Raw genomic sequence first — 18,374 nt, forward strand, 5'->3', positions numbered from 1 at the left:
GCGCTCCCGCCGACCGCCTTCCGGCTGCCGCCGCCGGATTCCCGCCGCCGGATTCCCGTCGTCCGATTGCCGCCGTCCGGTTCAGCGGGGGGCGACGTCGAGGACGAGCGGTTCCGCGCGGCGCAGGAAGGAGACGGGCTGGAGTGTCGCGGGGGCGGGGTCGACGAGCGTGAGGCGGAAGCGTCTCAGGAGGATCGCGGCGACCGTCTTCAGTTCCATCATCGCCACGCCCCGCCCGATGCAGACCCGCGGGCCGTAACCGAACGGCAGGTAAGCGGCCTTGTGCGCCTCCCCGTGGGTGCGGTCGCGGAAGCGGTCGGGGTCGAAGCGCTGCGGGTCGCGCCAGTGCGCCGGGTCGCGGTGCAGCGCGTACGGCGACACCAGCAGGACGGCGTGGGCGTCCAGCCGCAGGCCGCCCAGGGTGCAGGGGCGGCGGACCCGTCTGCTGAGCAGCCAGCCGGGCGGGAAGAGGCGCATCGCCTCCAGGATCGTGTCCTCCGTGTACTCCAGCCGGTGCAGGTCCTCGTAGCCGAGCGGGCGGTCGGCGGGCAGCGCGTCGATCTCGGCCACCACCCGGTCGGTGACCCCGGGGTGGCGGGCGAGGAGGTCGAACAGCCAGGTCGCGGCGGTCGTGGTGGTGAGCCATCCGGCGACGAACGTGGTCTTCACCTCGGCCAGCAGTTCGTCGTCGCTCCAGCCCGCGCCGGTCGCCTCGTCGCGGCACTCCATCAGCATCTTCAGGAGCCCGGCCCGCTCCGGCGGGTGGGCGCGGTGGTCCTCGATGATCTCGGCGATGCTCCGGTCGAGCCGGGCGACGCCGTCGGCGAAGCGCCGGTTGGCGGGGGTCGGGAACCAGAGCGGCAGTCCGGCGGGCGACCAGCGCCGCCGCTGCCGGTACTCCAGGCCGTGGTCGAAGGCGCGGGTCAGGTGCTCGGCGGTCTCCGGGACGGCCACCCCGAACATCATCCGGACGATCATGCGTTGCAGGAGGTCGAGCAGGGCCGCGCTGAAGTCGACCGAGCCGCGGGCGGCGGCGATCGCGTCGAGGCGTGCGACGGTCCTGCCGACCTCGCCCGCCGCCGATCCGAACAGCTCCGGGAGGTGCGAGGTGCGGAACGCGGGCTGGAGTTCGTCGCGCCGCTTGCGCCAGGGCTCGTCCTGCAGCGTGAAGACGGACTCGCCGAACAGGGCGCCCAGGACGTCGCCGGTGCGGGTCATGCCGACGTCCGCGCGGGGTGCCGTCAGCACCGACCGGACCAGGTCGGGGTCGTTGACCTGGTAGAACGCCCGTCGCCCGAGCCGTCCGAGGAGGACCACCGGGCCCTTGCGGCTCGCTTCGCCGAGGTAGGCGATGGGGTCGCTGCGCATCCTGGCGATGCCGCCGAAGTACGGCAGCCCCGGCATCGCCGCCGGCCGCCCGGTGGCGGTGGGCGGCGACGGCGCGGCGGCCTCGGTCACCGGGTGGCCTGCGCGGTGCGCCGGAAGTAGGCGTCGGCCCAGCGCTCCAGGGGCGCGACGAGTCCGGGCAGGGCCTCGGCGAGCGCGCCGGCGGCGAGGGAGACGCGGTCCCGGATGAGGAATTCGAGGAACGCCCTGGCCTGGACCTCGTCGAGGAGGGCGCGGACGCGTTCGACGTCGCGTCGGGCGGCTGGGGTGTGCAGCAGGTCGACGAGTTCGTCGCGCCGGGGGTGGTCGGTGGTGAGGGCGTGGGCGAGCGGGGAGGTCACCTTGACGGGGTCCTTCTCCAGGTCGTCGCCGCCGCCCCAGACCCCGCCCGCGTCGTCGAGGACCTGCACCGCGAAGCCGATGTGGTGGCCGAAGGCGGCGAGCGCGTCGACGGCCGGTTCCGGTGCGCGCATGGTCAGGGCGGCGCAGCGCAGCAGGCACTCGTAGATGACGGAGGACTTCCAGCCGACCAACTGCTCGTAGAACAGGGCGACCCGGGCGGCCTCCGGCACCGGGTACGGGGGCCGGGAGCGGAGTTCGGAGTAGCCGACGACGTCGAGGTACTCGCCGATGGACGCGGTGAGGCAGGCGGAGCCCAGCTCGACGGTGGCCCGGGTCACGGCGTGCGCGGCGGCGGCGTCGGTCCGCGGGTCGAGCGCCAGCAGGGGGGCGCGGAAGACCTGGTCCTTGAGGGTCAGGACGAGTTGGACGGCCCCGGCGCCGCCGAGCCGCCGCCAGTGGTCGGACATCGGGTCGCGGTCCACCAACTGGTCGATGGGGGCGGAGAGATGGACCATGGTGAACCAGCCGCTGAGGACCTTCGCACTGGCTTCGGTGGGACGGTGGTCGAACTCCGCGGCCAGCAGGCTGAGCAACGGCTCCCAGAGCCGGGTGCGTTTGTGCAGCGAGCGGGCGAACTCGGTTCTGATGGCGGGGTGTTCGTCGAACGCCGGGTAGGAGACGGCGTGGCGGGCGAGGTCCCAGACGATGTCGTCTCGGGTGGTGGTGCTCGGCGCGGGGGTCATCGGGGTGCGGCCTCTTCCTCGATCTCGAAGTCGACCATGTCGGTGTCGGTCATCGGCAACCGGAGCATGCGGGTGTCCTCGGGGGCGTCGAGCAGGTCGGCGAGGACGCGTTCGACGCGGGCGCGGTCGGCGGCGTCCGCGCGGCCGAGGATCTCGTCCTGTCTCGCGGTGTCGGCGCGGACGCCCGCCGTGAACAGCCGGGACAGGTCGACGAGGTTGATCGGATTCATGACGGCGTCACCCCATGGGTTCGCGGTGCGGCACGGGCGCCGACGGTGCCCGTGCGGATGGTGGAGGTCCCGTCACCTGCCGCGACGGGCGGGCGGGACGCGCACCTGGTGCCCTGACCGGCAGGGTTCACCGGCTCGCGATGCCCGGCACGGCGCTAGAAGCCGGAGCCGGTGACGACCGTGGGCGTGACGACGTGCCCCTCCTCCATGGACTTCTCCATGGCGGCCTGGATGTAGTGCGCGTTGATCCTGGAGATCGCGCTCCTGGCCAGTTCGGGGCTTCTGACCACGGAGTTCGCCGCGGTGACGGCGAGTTCGGCGACGGCGGGGCCGCAGTCGGCGAGGAGGTTGCCACGGCGGAAGGTGTTCCCGGCGATGACGGAGGCCGCCGCGTGGATGCTGAGATAGGTGAAGGCGGTGATCAGTTCGGGGAACTCGGTCTCGGCCTTGCGGAGGTCCGCGATCAACGACTTCCCGTCGAGGGAGAGCACGGTGGCCATGAAGGTCGCGTAGTCGGTGACGTGATCGGCGGGATTCTCGGCGGGCTTTTCGGCTTCGTCGGCCATACTTCGCCTTTCGCGGGTGAGCGGTGAACTCCGGCTGGGCACAGGCGGTGCGCAGAGCCGCCGTCCGGCATCTCCGCCCGTTCGAACAATCGGGCACGGAAAGGCAAGGGGACGGAAAACAGGTGATCGGGTTTCTTGGCGACGTCGCGTCGTTTTCTCCGGGCCCGAACGCGTCGGATCCTGGTGAACGACTGGTATCTCGGGGACGAACGACGCTCCACGGTAGCACTCCGCGACGAAATGCGGTGGTGCGATTTCAAGCCGGGAAAAACGACGCCGAGCATTGGCCTTGGAATTCTCCGGAGTAATTCTGATCTTGCCGGACGGCCGGATGCCGTCGGCCGAATTCCGTCCGGCGGGATACGTCCGACCGGATCTCACCGGCGGGGACCGTTCCCCGCCGGGCGGGACCCGCCGACCGCGTCCGGCCACCCCGCTCCGCCCTCCCCGTCCGAAGCGGACCCGACCCCACCTGCGCGGAACGGGCCCACGGCCAGGCACACTTTGCCTACATCGGTTTCGTCATCAAAAGGATGATCCACGCATGATTACGCTCACGAAGGAAGACGGCCCGGCGGACCTGGACGGGGTGACGCACCTGTCGATAGGCGTCTCCTGGGACCCCACCTCCGGCAGCAGCGGCGGAGTGATGGGCATGATCCGCCGCAAGTCCGGCACCGACCTCGACCTGATCGCCATCGCCATGCAGGGCGGGGACCCGGTGCGGCTCGCCGGTCTCGACTCCCTCGACCCCATGGGCAACGGCTCGTTGTCGCACAGCGGCGACAACCAGACCGGTCGCGGGGACGGCGACGACGAGACGGTGACGGTCGAGTTCGCGCGGATCCCGGCCAACATCACCTCCATCGTCTTCGTCGCCGCCGCCTACAAGAAGGGGAGTTCGTTCCAGAAGGCGCGCAACATCAGCTTCAAGGTGTACGACGCGACCGGCGGCTCCTCCCAGCAGGTCGCCGACATCTGGCCGAGCCTGCTCACCACGGACAACGGCTGCGCCGTCGCCAAGGCCGTGCGGGTCGGCAGCGGTTGGAAGCTGGAGGTGATCAACACCACCGGCAAGATCAAGCAGGGCGACGAGCACGCCCTGATGCGCTTCGCCGTCAGCAAGTAGGCACGGCGGCCCCCGTGGCCGGACGGCGGAGACGCCGCAGCCCGGCCGCGGGGGCGCCGCCCCGGCCGCGGGGACGGTGCCTGCGGGGCGCGCCCGTCAGGTCAGCCGAGCAGATCCCGGCGCAGGCGCTCCAGCGCGTCGCGGACGCGGGTCTTGAAGGTGCCCAGCGGGACACCGAGCCGGGCGGCGCCGTCGGCGTGGGTGGTGCCGTCCAGGTAGACCAGCGTGAGCGCCTGCCGTTGCAGATCGGTCAGCCGCTCCAGGCACCGCCTGACCTCGTCCGCGTCCAGCCGGTACAGCACCTGTTCGACGACGCTGTCGTAGTCCGGTGTCGTCGCCAGCCGTGCGTACTGCTGTTCGCGGCGTGAGGCGCGGGTCCTGGAGCGCGACCGGTCGACGGCACGCCGGTGCGCGATGGCGATCACCCAGCCCGCCACCGTGCCGCGCTCGGCGCAGAACCGCCCGCTGCTGCTCCACACTTCGGCTATCACCTCCTGGGCGACCTCCTCGGCCTGCGCCACGTCGCGCAGCACGCCCCAGGCGGTGGCGCGCACCCGCGGGAACAGCGCCGTGTAGAGCACGCTGAACGCCTCGGAGTCGCCCCCGGCGCACGCGCGCATCCACGGGACCAGCGCGTCGGGTCCCGTCGCGACCAGAACATCGGCTCGGCTCACTGGGTGGCCTCCTCCGGGTGTCCGGGAGACCCTCCCGGCACCTCCCACTCGGCTGCTGCCAACCCTAGACGGGCACCGGACGGCGAAACGACCGGGGAGAGCGCACCGGCCGCCTCCGGACACGGGCAACCTTGTTCGACCCGGCACGCACCTCCCCCACCCCGGCCACACGCACCGGCGCCCCGGGGGTCACCCGCACCCCGTCCGCCCCCACCCGCGCCCCGGGGGTCACCCGCACCCCGTCCGCCCCCACCCGCGCCCCGGCGGCCTCCGCCACTCCCCTGGCCCTCACCAGCGCCCCGGCGGCCTCCGCCACTCCGCTGGCCCTCACCGGCGCCCCGGCGGTCTCAGCCGTCGCATCCTCCCCGTCCGCCCGGTCCGCCCGGTCCGCCTCGTCGTCCTGTCAGCCCCGTCCGTACCGTCCGCCCCGTCCGCGCTCACCCGCCGTCCGTCCCGCCTCCCGCGCCCGCGCTGATCGCCGCCACCACCGCGGCGACGTCCTCGCGCGGCATCGGGTCCGCGTCGAAGGAGTTGTGGATCGACAGGCCCTCCACCAGCGCGTCCAGGGCGCGGGCGGTGCGCGGGTCGAAGTGCTTGCTCAGCGACGCGCGGCTGGCGCCCATCCAGGACCTGGTGATGCCGAGGACCTCCGGGTTGCGCGAGGCGAACGCGTACAGCTCGTAGCAGAGGACCAGCTCCCGGGGGCTCCCCAGGTCGGGGCCGCAGATGATCTCGACGACGGCCGCGCGCGCCTCGGCGATCGTCCCGGCCGCCTCCAGCCGGGCCCGGTAGCGCAGCGACATCGACTCCGCGAGGCGGGTGAAGGCCTCGACGAGCAGGTGCTTCATGCCGTCGAAGTAGTAGGTCATCGAGCCGAGCGGGACCTCCGCGGCCTCGGCGACCCGCCGGTGCGTGGTGCCCTCGACGCCGCGCTCGGCGATGACGTCGAGCGCGGCGTCGATGATGCGGTCCCTGCGCCCGGGATCGTTCGGACCGCGTGAGCTTCCCGTCACAGTGATCTCCTTCCTCCACCCGGCACCTGCGTGTACGTTTGTACATACTCAGCCCGGGGCCCTGTCGGCCCTCCCGCGTCCGCGTGAAAGAGCACGTCACTCATGGATCTGGCCACGCGTCGCCGCAGGGCGGCCCTGTTCCTCTTCTTCCTCATACCGGGTCTGTCGATCTCCTCCTGGGTGACCAGGACCCCGGACATCCGGGACCAACTCGGCGCCTCCACCGCGGAGATGGGCCTCGTGCTGTTCGGTCTCTCCGTCGGCTCCATGATCGGCATCCTCTGTTCGGGAACACTCGTCACCCGGTTCGGCACCCGGCCGGTGATGGGCGTGGGGACCCTGCTGATCATTCTGAGCATGGCGGTGGTCGGCGCCGGTGCGACGCTGCCGTCCGCGCCCACCGTCACCGCGGGCCTGTTCCTCTTCGGCGCCGGGATGGGCGCGGGGGAGGTCGCCGTCAACATCGACGGCGCCGACGTCGAACGGATCACAGGACGAACCGTACTGCCCACGCTGCACGGGTTCTTCAGCCTGGGCACCGTCGCGGGCGCGTCGGTCGGCATCCTCTGCACGGCCGTCGCCTTCCCGGTGCACTGGCATCTGGGCGCCGTCGTCCTCGTCCTGGCCGCCATGTTCGGCTACGCGTACCGCTCCATCCCCGCCGGCGTCGGCAAGGGCGCCGGGCAGGTCCCCGACGAGGGCGGCGCCGCGACCGTCAGGACGGCGGTGTGGAAGGACCGGCGGCTGCTGCTGATGGGCGGGGTCATCCTGGCCATGGCGCTGGCCGAGGGCGCCGCCAACGACTGGCTGCCGCTGCTCATGGTCGACGGGCACGGCATGGACCCGGCCCTCGGCTCCGCCGTCTACGCGGGCTTCGCCGCCGCCATGACGGTCGGCCGGTTCGGCGGCGGGCTGCTCATCGACCGGATCGGCCGCGCCCCCGTGGTGCGGGCCAGCGCCGTCTCCGCGACGGTCGGCATCGCGCTGGTCGTCTTCTCCGACTCGGCCGCGCTGGCCGGTGCGGCGGTCCTCTTCTGGGGCGTGGGAGCGGCGCTCGGCTTCCCGGTCACGCTCTCCGCGGCCGGTGACTCCGGCCCCGACTCGGCGGCCCGGGTCAGCCTGGTCGCGATGATCGGCTACGTGGCGTTCCTCGTCGGGCCCCCGGGCCTCGGTTTCCTCGGCGACCACTACGGCCTGCGCACCGCCATGATCGTCGTCCTGGCCTGCACCGCCGTCGCGGTCTTCCTGGCGCCCGCGGTCGGCGGACGCAGGACCGCCCCCGCCCCCGACGCCCCGGTCACTCCCTGACCGGACGCGGCCGGTGCCCGGTGGTGCGGAAGCGGGCCCGGTAGGTGGTGGGCGGGACGCCCAGGGTGTTCCGGAAGGCGCGGCGCAGGCTCTCCGAGGAGCCGAACCCGGCCTGGCGGGCGACCTGTTCGACCGTGTCGTCCCCCGCTTCGAGGAGCGCCCGCGCGGCCTCGACGCGCACCGACTCGACGAACCGGCCCGGTGTCGTGCCGACCTTCTCCCGGAAGAGCCGCCGCAGATGACGGGTGCTCAGGCCCGCCTCCGCGGCCAGCGAGGCGAGTGGGTGGTCGGCAGCCGGGTCGGCCGTCACCGCGTCCAGGACCCGGCGCAGGGCCGGATCGAGGTGGCGTTCCGGCGCGAGCCGGACGCTGAACTGCGACTGGCCGCCGGGCCTGGCCATGAAGACGACGAGCTTGCGCGCCACGTCCCGGGCCGGTCCCGCGCCGTGATCCTCCTCGATCAGGGCGAGCGCGAGGTCGATGCCGGCCGTCACCCCTGCGGAGGTGATGATCCGGCCGTCGCGCACGAAGAGCGGGTCCGTCTCCACCGCGACCCGGGGGAACCTGGCCGCCAGTTCGGCCGCCAACTGCCAGTGGGTGGCGGCCCGTCGGCCCTCCAGGAGCCCGGCCTCGGCCAGCACGAAGGCGCCCGCGCAGACCGAGGCGACCCGGTCGGCCCGGCCGCTCAGCTCGGTCACCGCCCCGATCAGCGCGTCGTCGGCGGGCCCGAAGGCGGTCGTCTCGCGGCCGGGGACCACCAGCGTGCCGATCCGTCCGGGCAGGTCGGCGGGGGTGCCGTCGACGCCGATCCGCACCCCGGCCGAGGTGCGGACGTCCCGCCCGGTGAGCGAGACGAGCCGCACGTCGTAGGCGGCGCCGTAGGCGTTGGCGGTGGTGAAGACCTCCACGGGCCCTGTCACGTCGAGCAGTTGGACGTCGTCGAAGGCGACGACGGCCACCACGTGCCGGGCCGGGGCTACTCGGGCCACGCGGACTCCAGGACGGTGGTCACGAAGTCGCCGCGCCGGAAGCCGGGCACGTGGTGCTCCAGCACGTCGGCCTTGACGTTGCCGAACGTCGTCTCCGGCTTCGGGCGGACCCCGTCGGTGAACGCCTGGAGGATGCGCCGCTTGAAGCCGGGGCGCGGGTGCAGGGCGACGACGGCCTCCCGCTCCCCCGCCGGGACGTCGTCGAAGCCGATGCCCAGGACGTCGTACTCGACCCCCGCCGTCACCAGGGCGACCTCGGGTTCCATGAACTCGGGGACGCCGGGGGTGGTGTGCAGGGCGATCGCCGTCCAGACCCGCCGGACGCCGTCCTCGGGCACCCCGTGGCTCTCCAGGAACCGCCTGGCCTCGTCGGCGCCGTCCACCTCGAAGCGGCGGCCGCTGGCGTGGAAGCGCGCGTCGAGGCCGAGGTCGTGGAACATCGCCCCGACGTAGAGCAGTTCGGGGTCGAAGGCGAGGCCGCGGCGGCGGCCCTGGAGGCTGCCCCAGAAGTAGACCCGGCGGGAGTGGTGGTAGATGAGGTCGCTGGTGGTGTCCCGCACCAGCTCGCCCGCCGCTGCCGCCAGCTCGGTGTCCGGTACCTTCACGCCCGCCGCGGTGTCCGTCATGGTGTCCGCCCTCTCGTCCGTGCTCCGCGCCCGGCCGCCGTGCGCGCCGGACCCCGCCCGTCCCTCGGGCTCGCCTCCAGCCTCGCCGCCGGGACGGGGGTCGGGCCATGGCCACGGGGCCGGGCATCCCACGGATACGGCCATGGTCACAGGAACGGGGGCGGGGCGCCTGCCGGAGCCCCGCGCGACGGGCCCCCGGGGCGTCCCGGCAGCCCCCTGATGGACGGACGTCGCGGTCAGTGACCGGTGCCGGTGGCCCAGAGTTCGCTGTCGCCGTCGCGGATGGTGATGTTGCCGTCGCCCTGCAACGTCAGCACCGCGTTCTCGTGGCCGCTGGTGTCGCTCGCCCAGATCGGTTTCCGCTCGGCGTCGTAGACGACCAGGTTGCCGTCGCTCTGGAACTCCGCGGTGGCGCCCGCCCCGAGGGTCTTGCTCGCCCAACGGGGCTTGTTCTCCTCGTCGTAGGCGACCAGGTTGCCGTCCCGCTGGAGGACGAGCTGGATCTTCGCCGCGACCAGTTCGCCGCCGAGCCGCAGGACGAGAGGCTGGTCGATCACCAGCTCCTCCGGCGGGGCCTCGCCCTCGTCGCCGTTCTGCGCGGGGTCCTGGGCCTCGGGGGACGTGTCCTTGGCGTCCTCCCCGCCGTCTCCGCCGTCGGCCTCGTCTGCGCCGTCGTCCTTCTTCTGGTCGGCGGGTTGGGCGGACGCCGAGGCGTTCGCCCGGTCGGCGGCGCGTCCCCGCGCGTCCTTCTCGGCGTCGGAGCCGGGCAGGAGCGCCAGCCCACCGGCCACGACGGCGCCGACGGCGACCACCGCGGCGGCGATCAGCGCGATCCTGCGCCCGGCGCCCGGCCTGGCGCCGCCGTCCTGAGCACCCGGTACGGGCGTCGTGGGCGGGGGCCCGAACGGCGAGCCGTGGGCGACCTGGGTGGGGACCGGCGCCGTCGGGAGGCTCCCGGGCACCTGAGCCGGCGGGGCGGCGGGGAGCGCGGGCACGTGGACGGTGGGGGCGGCGGCGTCCCGGTCCGCGGCGGACGCGTCGAGGGCGGTCGGCACCGGGGTGGGCACCGCGACGGTGCCGGGGACGGCCTCCTCCGGGTCGGGCACGGAGATCAGCCGGTAGTGCGGGTCGTTCGCCAACGAGGTGTGCGAGTCGCAGAGTTCGACGATCTCGGCGGGTGCGGGACGGCGCTCGGGGTCGCGGTCGGTGCAGGCCGCGAGGATCTCGGCGAGCCGCGGTTCGACGGACCCCAGGTCGATGTCGCCGTGCACGGTGCGGTAGGCGACCGCGGAGAAGGAGCCGTCGCCGTAGGGGGGCCTGCCGGTCGCCGCGAAGGCCACGGTGGCGCCGAGCGCGAAGACGTCGGCGGCGACCCCCGTCGGCTCGCCCCGGTACGCCTCGGGCGCGGTGAACCCGGGGGTGCCCGCGGTGTGTCCGACCTGGGTCAGCGCGGACTGCCCGGCCACCCGCGCGATCCCGAAGTCGATGAGCTGCGGGCCGACCGGGGAGAGGATGACGTTCTGCGGCTTGACGTCGCGGTGCAGGATGTCGTGGTCGTGGATGTCGGACAGCCCCTCGGCCAGCGCGGCGAGGAGGGCGAGGCAGAGCGGCGGGGGCAGCGGGCCCGACGTGCGCACGGCGGAGTAGAGGGTACGGCCCGGCACGTACTCGGTGGCGAACCAGTACGGGGGCTCGTCGAGACCGCAGTCGATGAGCGAGGCGCTGTAGGCGCTGCGCACGGTGTGCAGGGTGCCCACCTCGCGCCGGAACCGCTCCAGGGCCTGGTCCTCGTACTGGAACTGGTCACCGATCACCTTGATCGCGACCGGTCGGCCGCCGGGCGTGCTGCCCAGGTAGACGGTGCCCATCCCGCCCGCTCCGAGGCGCCCGGTGAGACGGTAGCGGCCGATCTTGACCGGATCGGTGTCGGAAAGGGGATGCACGGCGTGGAATTCCTCCCAGGATGACCTGCCGGCCGCACCCGTCCGTGGACCCGGGGCTTGCAGGGATCACGCCGCTCGCGATGCAGCGTACGTGGCTGACGAGCCGCGTCGCCACGCAACAGCCGGTGACCGGATCATACGTCAGACGCCGCCCCCGCCGCCCGCCCGGAGGTCACTTCCGGGGCGCGAACGGGGCCGGGATGGGCCCCAGGACGGGTCGCCGCACCCCCTCGCCACGCACCTTCGCCGTCCGCGAACACCCGCCCCGAGCACCGCAGTTGCGCGAGCACAGAGGTGCGGCGACGGACGGCGGGCGGTCAACGCCCCTCACCCCCGCACCCGTCGGGCGGCGAGCGGAACAAGGAAGAACAGCCGTGACACACCGTCACGCACAGCGACGCCCCGTCAACTCCCCTCCGGCCCGGCGGCGTCGGGCGCCGCGTCCACGGCCTCGACCGCCGCGGCGGTGAGACGGCGCGCGGTGGCGACGAGGCTGGCGATCGCGTCGTCGGGCGCCAGACCGCACAGATCGAGCAGGGTGAACACCGACTCGGCGCTGATGACGACGGCGAGGGCGCGGACCAACTGCTCGACCTCCGGCCGCCCGGCGAGTCCGCCGCCCTCCACCCAGGGGGCGAGGGCGTGCTCGATGAGCGCGAACCGCTGCGCCGGGCGGTCCTTGGCCGTCGAGGGCTTCCCGACGGTCGCCGCGACGACGGCGCGGACCGCGCCCTGCCGCCTGAGCACCGCCCGACCGAGGACCTCCGCCGCCTGCCCGATCCGGCGGACCGGGTCGTCGTCGTCCACCACCGCCCGCAACGCCGCGACCTGGTCCTCCACCATGACGGCGGCCCGCAGCAGCGAGACGAGGTCGGGGAAGTAGCGGTAGGCGGTGGCCTCGGAGACCCGGGCCCGCCGCGCGATCGCCGACATCCTGATCTCGGCGCCGCTGTCGGCGAGTTCGCGGGTGGCGTCGATGATCGCGGACCTGGTCCGCTCCATCTGGTTGGTGCGCCCGTGCGGGCGACTCTGCTCGTCCATGACCGTCCCTCCGTGTCGCCCCCGACTCTATCGCGCAGCTCTCACGAAGAGAGTAGACCCCGCTCGCGAGAGTGCACTTGCACGAAGAGAGGATCGTCCCTAGAGTCATGGCAACGGCAATCACCTGACAGGGGAGGCTCCATGGTCGCGGTGTCGATCGTCGGTCCCGACGACGGCGAACTCATCGTCAGCGGTCCGTCGAGGATCCGGATTCTCGAGGACGGCAGCAGCACCGAACACCGGCTGGGGATGGCGGAGATCACCATTCCGCCGCACACCCCAGGACCGCCCCAGCACCGCCACGCGCAGCACGACGAGGGCTTCTACGTGCTCTCGGGCAGCGTGCGGTTCACGGTGGGCGAGGACGACCACGACGCCCCGGCGGGCACCTGGGTCATGGTCCCGCCCGGCGCCCCGCACACCTTCGCCAACGTGGGCGACACGACGGCGGTCATGCTCAACACCTTCACGCCCGACCTGTACGTGCAGTACTTCCGCGACCTCAGGGACATGGTGGCGGCGGGGCAGCCGCTCACCCCCGACTCGGTGGCGGGCGTCTGGACGAAGTACGGGACCGAGCCGTCGACGGAGTACGCGCCGTGACCGTGCTCCTGGTGGCCAACACCGTCGCCGCCGTGGCGGGCATCGTCTTCGCGGTGCTGGGGGGTGTGCGCCCGGCGTCCCTGAGCGACAGCGGCACGCCGAGCGGCGGCGAACGGTTCTACGGCTGGATGTACGCCGTCAGGGGGGTGCCCCTGGGCGTGGCGGCGGCCGTCGCGCCGCTGGCGTGGACCGGCCCGGCCGTCACGCTCGTCCTGCTGGCGGCGGCCGCGGCCCAGGTGGGCGACGCCGCGATCGGGGTCACCCACCGCAAGTGGACGATGATCGCGGGCGCTTCGGTGGCGACGGCGCTGCACGTGGCGACGGCTGTCGCGGTCGCGTGAGCGCCACGGGAGCGCGGCCGCCGACACCGCGCTCCCCCAACTCCCGTTCCGCCGGGGGCCTGATCCCCCGGCACCGGCATCTCCCCCTGCGTCTGCGTCAGTCACCCTCCCCCGCCCGTCAGGACCGGCGCGGCAGGGTCAGTCGTGCGGTGGCGCGTCCGGTGCGGGCGGACGGCGCCTGAGGTGACGCGGGCTCAGATGGTCGGCGTGGTGTCGACGACCGGCCGGTGGACCTCGATGACCGGCTTCCAGCCCGCGGAGAACTCGATGAAGTCCGCGCGGGTGGGGTACGTGTCGATCGCGCGGCGGTCACGCTTGGGGCTCTCGGTCGCCTTGCGCCCGCGGGGGACCTGCTCCTCGAAGATGTCGACCTTCACGTCCGGGACCTCCTTGAGGCCCTGACGCCAGATCTGCACGATGTCCGCGCCGAACGCCTGCCGGGCCGCGGCGTAGAGGGCCGTGAGGGCGCCCTTGTCCCCGCCGGGGACGAAGAGGGCCAGGTCCAGGACGACACCGGCGGACTGGAGGACCTCGATGGTCACCGACCCGTCCTCGTCGGCCACGTAGATTCCGGCTTCATTCTCGTCGTCGGGAAGGCAGGAGACCTCTTCCTGGAATATGGTCCGCGCCGTTATCGAACCGCCCTCGAAATCCTCACCCGACTTGGTCAGGAAAGCAGGGACATAGCAGTCGGAAAGCTTGAGTTCTGCGGTGTCGGCGGAGACGAAGAGCCTGTCCTTCACGCCGAGCTTCGTCACCTCTTCCAGCGAGAGACGGCGAGCGGCGATCTTCTCCGTGTTCACGATTTCCCTTTCAGGTGGCACTGTCCTCCGAACCAGGACGCTATCACGAAACGCCGAGGTCAACTGCCCAGTAATCTACGGCTAAATGACCGCCGGCGGCCCGCCGGGGAGGGCCGCGCCGGACGCGCCGCACCACCGCGAACACCCCTTCGCGGGGGCGTCCACCGTCATGACGCCGGGCTTCGGGCGGCGGTTGCATTTCGGTCCGCAGGGTGACACGGAGCAGCCAAAAGAGAGTTTACGGTCGATATCACCCATGTCGCCTTCAAGAACGCGGTGACGGAGTAAGGCGTTCCATTCGCCGCCCATCTCGGACCCGCGTCGGAAACGAACCGGGACGCCCCGACAAGGCGACACCGGGCACCCCGCGGGACGGAAACCGGAACCGCGGTCGGACCCGCCCCCGGGCGCACGGGGGTGCCGTCCGCGCGGCCGGGGCGCTTCCGGCACAGGGCGCCGCCCCCCACCGCGCCCCCGCCGCTCCCCCGAGCGGCGCCCGGCCCCGCGAGGCAGGTTCCGGAATGGCGCAAACGCGTGTCAGCCGGACGAGGCGGAATGCATCATGGTGGGCCCGCCGGGCAGTGGCCGTCGGCAGAGGTGGACGGAGTCAGATGTGATCGAGTTGTCCACGGTGATCCGTGATCTGCGGGCCGAACTCGAACGCGCGGTCGCCGCGGCCGAGGGCGCGGCGCTGCGCTTCGAACTGCAGACCATCGAGCTGGAGATGTCGGTCACCCTGGAGCGGTCCGCGCAGGCGGGCGCGAAGGTGCGTTTCTGGGTCGTGGACACGAACGCGGAGGCTTCCGTGGCGTCGGCCTCCACGCAGCGCATCAGGCTGGCGCTGCAACCGGCCCTGACGGGTTCGGAGACGACGTACATCCACGGCCGCGCCGAGGACCATGAGGAGTGACGGCCGCACCGGAGCCGTCGCCCGAACCGCTCGGGTTCGATCCGCGCCGCGCGGTCCAGGTCCTCGTGGAGACGGACGGAGGGCCGGACGGGGGGCCGGGCGAGCGGCGGCGCGGATCGGGCTACCGGGTGACGGCGGACACCGTCCTCACCGCCGCGCACGTCGTCCGTGACGCCTCCTCGGTCCGCCTGCGGTTCGCCGACGGCGCCCTCGGGACGACGGAGGTGCCCGGCACGCGCGTGTGGAGCGACACGGCGGCGGACATCGCCGTCCTCAGGATCGAGCCCGGCCCGGACCGCGACCGGCTGCCCCCGCGCGTCACCCCCGTGCGCTTCGCCCGCGTCACCGGCGTGGTGGAGTGCGAGGCGCTGGGCTTCCCCCGGTTCAAGCTGCACCGCGGTCCCGCCCCGGGCCACGACCGGCCCTCCGTGCCGTACCGGGACTCCCACCACGCCCGCGGAACGACCAGCCCGTTCTCCAACCTGCGCCGGGGAACGCTCGAACTCGCCCTGCGCGCACCCGAGTACGACACCGACGGGCGCCGCTCCCCGTGGGAGGGGATGTCCGGGGCCGCCGTCTGGAGCGCGGGCCGCCTGATCGGGGTGGTGAGCGAACACCACCGTTCCGACGGCCTCGGCACCCTGACCGCCGGACGGGTCGACCGCTGGTACGCACTCCTCACGCCCGAGCAGGTCGGCGAGTTGGGTGAGCTGATCGGGCTGCCGCCGGACGCCGAGCGGCTCATCCGGCTCCCGCCGCCACCGGGCGGATCGTGGCTGGACGCGGCGGCGCGCGACCTCGCCTCCTGGGTGGAGCGGCAGTGGTCCGAGGAGGAGCGGCGCAGGAGCGTCCACGATCCGTTCCCGATGCGGGTGTGCTTCAGGAATGCCACCGGCCGGTTCGACAACTGGTCCAACGTCCGCCGGACACCGCCCTCTTCGGGGACGCCGTCGCCGCCGCTGCCCCTCGCCGGGCCGCTGGAGCGGATCGTCGAGGTGTACCGCTCCGTGCCGTCCAGGCGCCTGGTGGTGCTCGGGGAGGCCGGTGCGGGCAAGACGATCCTCGCCCTGCGCCTCGTCCTCGACCGGCTGCGCGCTCCGGTCCCGGGCGACCCGGTGCCGGTCATCTTCAGCCTGGGGTCCTGGGACCCCGCCGAGTCGTTGCACGACTGGATGCGCGGACAGCTCGTCCGCGACTACCCCGATCTCAACGTGCCCTCCCCCGAGGGCGGCAGCCTGGCTGACGCCCTGCTCAGGAGCCACCGCGTCCTGCCCGTCCTCGACGGCTTCGACGAGATGGCGGAGGACCTCAGGAGCACGGCGCTGCGCGCGGTCAACGCCACCGTCACGGACCTGGTGCTCACCAGCCGCCCGGAGGAGTACGACCGGGCCGTGCGCGCGGCGGGGGTGGTGCTCAGGGGCGCGCCCGGCATCGTCCTGGACCCCCTCGATCCGCGAGATCTGGCCACGTACCTGCGCCGGGCGAGCCCGCCCGCCCCGGGCGGCGACGAGTCGAGCACCGCGTGGGAGCCGGTCCTGCGGGAGCTGGCGCGGCGGCCACGCGGCGAGGGGGCGGAGAACGTCGCCCGGGTGCTCGGCACCCCGCTCATGGTCGCGCTGGCCCGGACGGTCTACCAGAGCGCGAACGGCCGGTCGCCCGACGACCGTTCGGTGCCGGAGGACCTGCTGGACGTGCGGCGGTTCCCCACCGCGCGGGCGGTGGAGGACCATCTGCTGGCCGCGTTCCTCCCGGCCGCCTACGACGCGCCGCCGGCCGGCGCGCACGCCGTGCAGCCGCGTCGGCGGGGCTGGGACGCCGAGCAGGCCGCGCCCTGGCTCGGGTACCTGGCCCGGCACCTCGACCGGCTCGGCCAGGGCGGGCAGGTCGTGCGCGACCTGGCGTGGTGGGAACTGGGCACCACCCTGCGCCGATCCACCCGGACCTTCGCGGTCGGGGCTCTCGCGGCCGTGGCCTTCGGGGTCACCACCGCCGTCGGGAACATCCCGGTGGACCTGGTGGCGACCGCGTTCCCGCTGGGGTTCGCGCTGCGCAGGGGTGCCGTGGTCGGTGTGCTGCACGGGCTCGCGGCGGGGTCCGTCTTCGGTTTCATCTACTGGTGGATGTCGGGGCGTGGCCGGATCAAACCGCTCCAGGTGCGCGCGAGGATCTCCCGCGGAGCCTGGAAGCGACGGGACGAGGCCCTGCGCAGCGCCCTGGCCGGTCTGGTCGTCGGTGCCGTGGCCTCGACGACCCTGATCCTCCTGGACCGGGTCGTGGTCAGCGGACTCGGCCTGGACGACGGCCAGGGCGGCAGCCGGACCGCGGCCCTGGTGTTCGTCGCCGAACTCACCGCGGGCGGCGCCCTCGTGTTCGGTCTGACGGCGCTGCTCGAAGCGCCGCTGCAGTCGGGCTCCGCCACCCGGCCGACGGATCTGCTGAACGCCAACCGCCGCCGTGTCGCCCACCGGCTGGTTCTCTGGGCGCTGGTCATCGGGCCGCTCGTCGGCGTCGTCGAGGGGCTCTGGCACGGTCCGCTGCGCGGCCTCCAGGTGGGGACGGTGTTCGGTCTCGAAGCGGCGTTCGGCGCGGGACTCGCGTACGGCTGCGGCCTCACCGCGTGGGGGCAGTGGGTCGCGCTGGCCCGGATCTGGCTGCCGTTGACGGGTCGGCTGCCGTGGCGGCTGATGGCGTTCCTGGACGACGCGCACCAGCGCGAGGTGCTGCGGCAGGCGGGCGCCGTCTACCAGTTCCGGCACGCCAGCGTCCAGGAGCACCTGACCGGCGGGCTCCGCGACCGGACCACGGCCGGGTCCGGGGGAACATCGGGGAACCGGGCCGAACCGCACCCGCGTCACCCCTCACAGGACAAAGACACCGGGACGGGCGTTTCCTGATCAAAAAGGCGAGGGCGCGATGGGCTTGTCGGGGGTATCCGGAAGGCGGCGGGCGCTGTTCGCGCTGGCCGCGGGGACGGCGGTGGCGGCGGTGGGCACGGGGGCGGTGGGAGCGGGCGCCGCGTCGGCCGCGCCGGTCTCCCTCACCCTGGACTACACCTGCGACTTCCCCTACGTCGGCCATCAGCGGGTCACCGTGGCGCTGAAGGCGGACGTCCCGGGGACGCACCGTGTGGGCGAGCCCAGCCGTCCGTTCCCCGTCGAGGCGACGGCGACAGTGAGCGGCCTCCTCACCGGCGGGCTCAGGCTGCTGGGCGTGCACTCGGTGGCGGGCACCGCCGACGGGAGCGTCGACGTGACCGCCCCGCAGGGCGGCTTCCGGGTCGGTGTCCCCTTCACCATCCCCGCCACCGTCCTCCCCGGCTCCGGCGACCTGCGCGTCCCCGTCACCGGAACCGCCCCCTCGGTCACCTTCACCGCACCGGGCCGCGGACGGATCGACGTCGGGGACTTCACCCTCCACCTCACCGCGCGGGACGCGGACGGCCGGCCGAAGCTGGGCAGGCTCGACCCGCCCTGCACGGTGGACGGCGGGCAGCGGACGACGATCGAGTCCTTCGACGTCCGCCCGAGGCCCACGCCCGCACCGACGCCGTCGGCCTCCCCGTCCGCCGGTGTCCCCGCGCCCCCTTCCTCCGGCCGGACCTCCCCGCACGGCGGCGCGGGCGCCGCGCGCAAGGGCGGGACCGGCGGTCACGCACGGCCGACGGCGGCATCGGGGCACGCGGGCGCGGCATCCGGCGGCGCGGCATCCGGCGGCGCGACCGGGCGGGG

18 protein-coding genes are annotated in these 18,374 nt (G+C 73.5%); 7 read left to right on the top strand and 11 right to left on the bottom strand.

Annotation, left to right across the window (positions count from 1 at the left end; genetic code table 11):
- Window positions 1-81: 81 nt before the first annotated feature.
- The 4 genes from GA0115242_RS25900 to GA0115242_RS25915 form a co-directional block, all read right to left on the bottom strand.
- On the bottom strand, window positions 82-1,458 hold the full coding sequence (locus GA0115242_RS25900) for a cytochrome P450 (protein WP_093832510.1): 1,377 nt from the start codon (window positions 1,456-1,458) through the stop codon (window positions 82-84).
- Entirely contained in the window at window positions 1,455-2,471 is a 1,017-nt protein-coding gene (locus GA0115242_RS42340; RefSeq protein ID WP_093832512.1) for a polyprenyl synthetase family protein, read from the bottom strand. Before GA0115242_RS42340 ends, GA0115242_RS25900 begins: the two co-directional genes overlap by 4 nt.
- Window positions 2,468-2,701 (bottom strand): hypothetical protein, encoded by a 234-nt coding sequence (locus GA0115242_RS25910; RefSeq protein WP_093832514.1) that lies wholly within the window; start codon window positions 2,699-2,701, stop codon window positions 2,468-2,470. The genes GA0115242_RS42340 and GA0115242_RS25910 overlap by 4 nt, the downstream gene beginning before the upstream one ends.
- Before the next feature lie 155 nt (window positions 2,702-2,856).
- On the bottom strand, window positions 2,857-3,267 hold the full coding sequence (locus GA0115242_RS25915) for a hypothetical protein (RefSeq protein WP_093832516.1): 411 nt from the start codon (window positions 3,265-3,267) through the stop codon (window positions 2,857-2,859).
- 544 nt (window positions 3,268-3,811) lie between these two features.
- On the opposite strand from GA0115242_RS25915, the gene GA0115242_RS25920 reads away from it, so the two are divergent.
- Window positions 3,812-4,396, top strand: a complete 585-nt coding sequence (locus GA0115242_RS25920; RefSeq protein ID WP_093832518.1) for a TerD family protein — start codon at window positions 3,812-3,814, stop codon at window positions 4,394-4,396.
- A 101-nt stretch (window positions 4,397-4,497) separates the two neighbouring features.
- Here the strand turns inward: GA0115242_RS25920 and GA0115242_RS25925 are convergent, their stop codons facing one another.
- Entirely contained in the window at window positions 4,498-5,070 is a 573-nt protein-coding gene (locus tag GA0115242_RS25925; protein ID WP_370672319.1) for a sigma-70 family RNA polymerase sigma factor, read from the bottom strand.
- Window positions 5,071-5,507: 437 nt separating this feature from the next.
- Window positions 5,508-6,083: a TetR/AcrR family transcriptional regulator gene (locus tag GA0115242_RS25935; RefSeq protein WP_093832520.1), complete on the bottom strand. Its 576-nt coding sequence runs from the start codon at window positions 6,081-6,083 to the stop codon at window positions 5,508-5,510.
- Window positions 6,084-6,185: 102 nt separating this feature from the next.
- On the opposite strand from GA0115242_RS25935, the gene GA0115242_RS25940 reads away from it, so the two are divergent.
- Window positions 6,186-7,391, top strand: coding sequence for an MFS transporter (locus GA0115242_RS25940; protein WP_093832522.1), 1,206 nt, complete (start codon window positions 6,186-6,188; stop codon window positions 7,389-7,391).
- Here the strand turns inward: GA0115242_RS25940 and GA0115242_RS25945 are convergent.
- From GA0115242_RS25945 to GA0115242_RS25960, 4 genes are all read right to left on the bottom strand, one after another.
- The gene (locus tag GA0115242_RS25945; RefSeq protein WP_256089729.1) at window positions 7,381-8,379 is read right to left on the bottom strand and encodes a GlxA family transcriptional regulator; all 999 of its coding nucleotides are present in this window, start codon (window positions 8,377-8,379) and stop codon (window positions 7,381-7,383) included. The genes GA0115242_RS25940 and GA0115242_RS25945 overlap by 11 nt on opposite strands.
- On the bottom strand, window positions 8,367-9,005 hold the full coding sequence (locus GA0115242_RS25950) for an HD domain-containing protein (RefSeq protein WP_093832524.1): 639 nt from the start codon (window positions 9,003-9,005) through the stop codon (window positions 8,367-8,369). Before GA0115242_RS25950 ends, GA0115242_RS25945 begins: the two co-directional genes overlap by 13 nt.
- 236 nt (window positions 9,006-9,241) lie before the next feature.
- Window positions 9,242-10,948, bottom strand: a complete 1,707-nt coding sequence (locus GA0115242_RS25955; protein WP_093832526.1) for a protein kinase domain-containing protein — start codon at window positions 10,946-10,948, stop codon at window positions 9,242-9,244.
- A 405-nt stretch (window positions 10,949-11,353) separates the two neighbouring features.
- On the bottom strand, window positions 11,354-11,989 hold the full coding sequence (locus GA0115242_RS25960) for a TetR/AcrR family transcriptional regulator (RefSeq protein ID WP_093832528.1): 636 nt from the start codon (window positions 11,987-11,989) through the stop codon (window positions 11,354-11,356).
- 141 nt (window positions 11,990-12,130) lie between these two features.
- On the opposite strand from GA0115242_RS25960, the gene GA0115242_RS25965 reads away from it, so the two are divergent.
- On the top strand, window positions 12,131-12,592 hold the full coding sequence (locus GA0115242_RS25965; protein ID WP_093832530.1) for a cupin domain-containing protein: 462 nt from the start codon (window positions 12,131-12,133) through the stop codon (window positions 12,590-12,592).
- Window positions 12,589-12,933: a hypothetical protein gene (locus tag GA0115242_RS25970; RefSeq protein ID WP_093832532.1), complete on the top strand. Its 345-nt coding sequence runs from the start codon at window positions 12,589-12,591 to the stop codon at window positions 12,931-12,933. Before GA0115242_RS25965 ends, GA0115242_RS25970 begins: the two co-directional genes overlap by 4 nt.
- 194 nt (window positions 12,934-13,127) lie before the next feature.
- On the opposite strand, the gene GA0115242_RS25975 is transcribed toward GA0115242_RS25970, so the two are convergent.
- Window positions 13,128-13,736, bottom strand: a complete 609-nt coding sequence (locus GA0115242_RS25975; RefSeq protein ID WP_093832534.1) for a hypothetical protein — start codon at window positions 13,734-13,736, stop codon at window positions 13,128-13,130.
- Between the two features lie 613 nt (window positions 13,737-14,349).
- Between GA0115242_RS25975 and GA0115242_RS25980 the strand changes: the two genes are divergently transcribed.
- The 3 genes from GA0115242_RS25980 to GA0115242_RS25990 all read left to right on the top strand — a co-directional run.
- On the top strand, window positions 14,350-14,646 hold the full coding sequence (locus tag GA0115242_RS25980) for a trypco2 family protein (protein ID WP_093832536.1): 297 nt from the start codon (window positions 14,350-14,352) through the stop codon (window positions 14,644-14,646).
- Window positions 14,643-17,540 carry a trypsin-like peptidase domain-containing protein gene (locus GA0115242_RS25985; RefSeq protein WP_093832538.1) on the top strand — a complete coding sequence of 966 codons (2,898 nt, stop codon included), beginning with the start codon at window positions 14,643-14,645 and terminating at the stop codon, window positions 17,538-17,540. The genes GA0115242_RS25980 and GA0115242_RS25985 overlap by 4 nt, the downstream gene beginning before the upstream one ends.
- Before the next feature lie 25 nt (window positions 17,541-17,565).
- The coding region (locus GA0115242_RS25990) for a DUF6801 domain-containing protein (RefSeq protein ID WP_346013996.1) at window positions 17,566-18,374 on the top strand (809 nt) is incomplete at its 3' end.

Source organism: Streptomyces sp. SolWspMP-5a-2, from assembly GCF_900091845.1.
Taxonomy (GTDB): domain Bacteria; phylum Actinomycetota; class Actinomycetes; order Streptomycetales; family Streptomycetaceae; genus Streptomyces; species Streptomyces doudnae.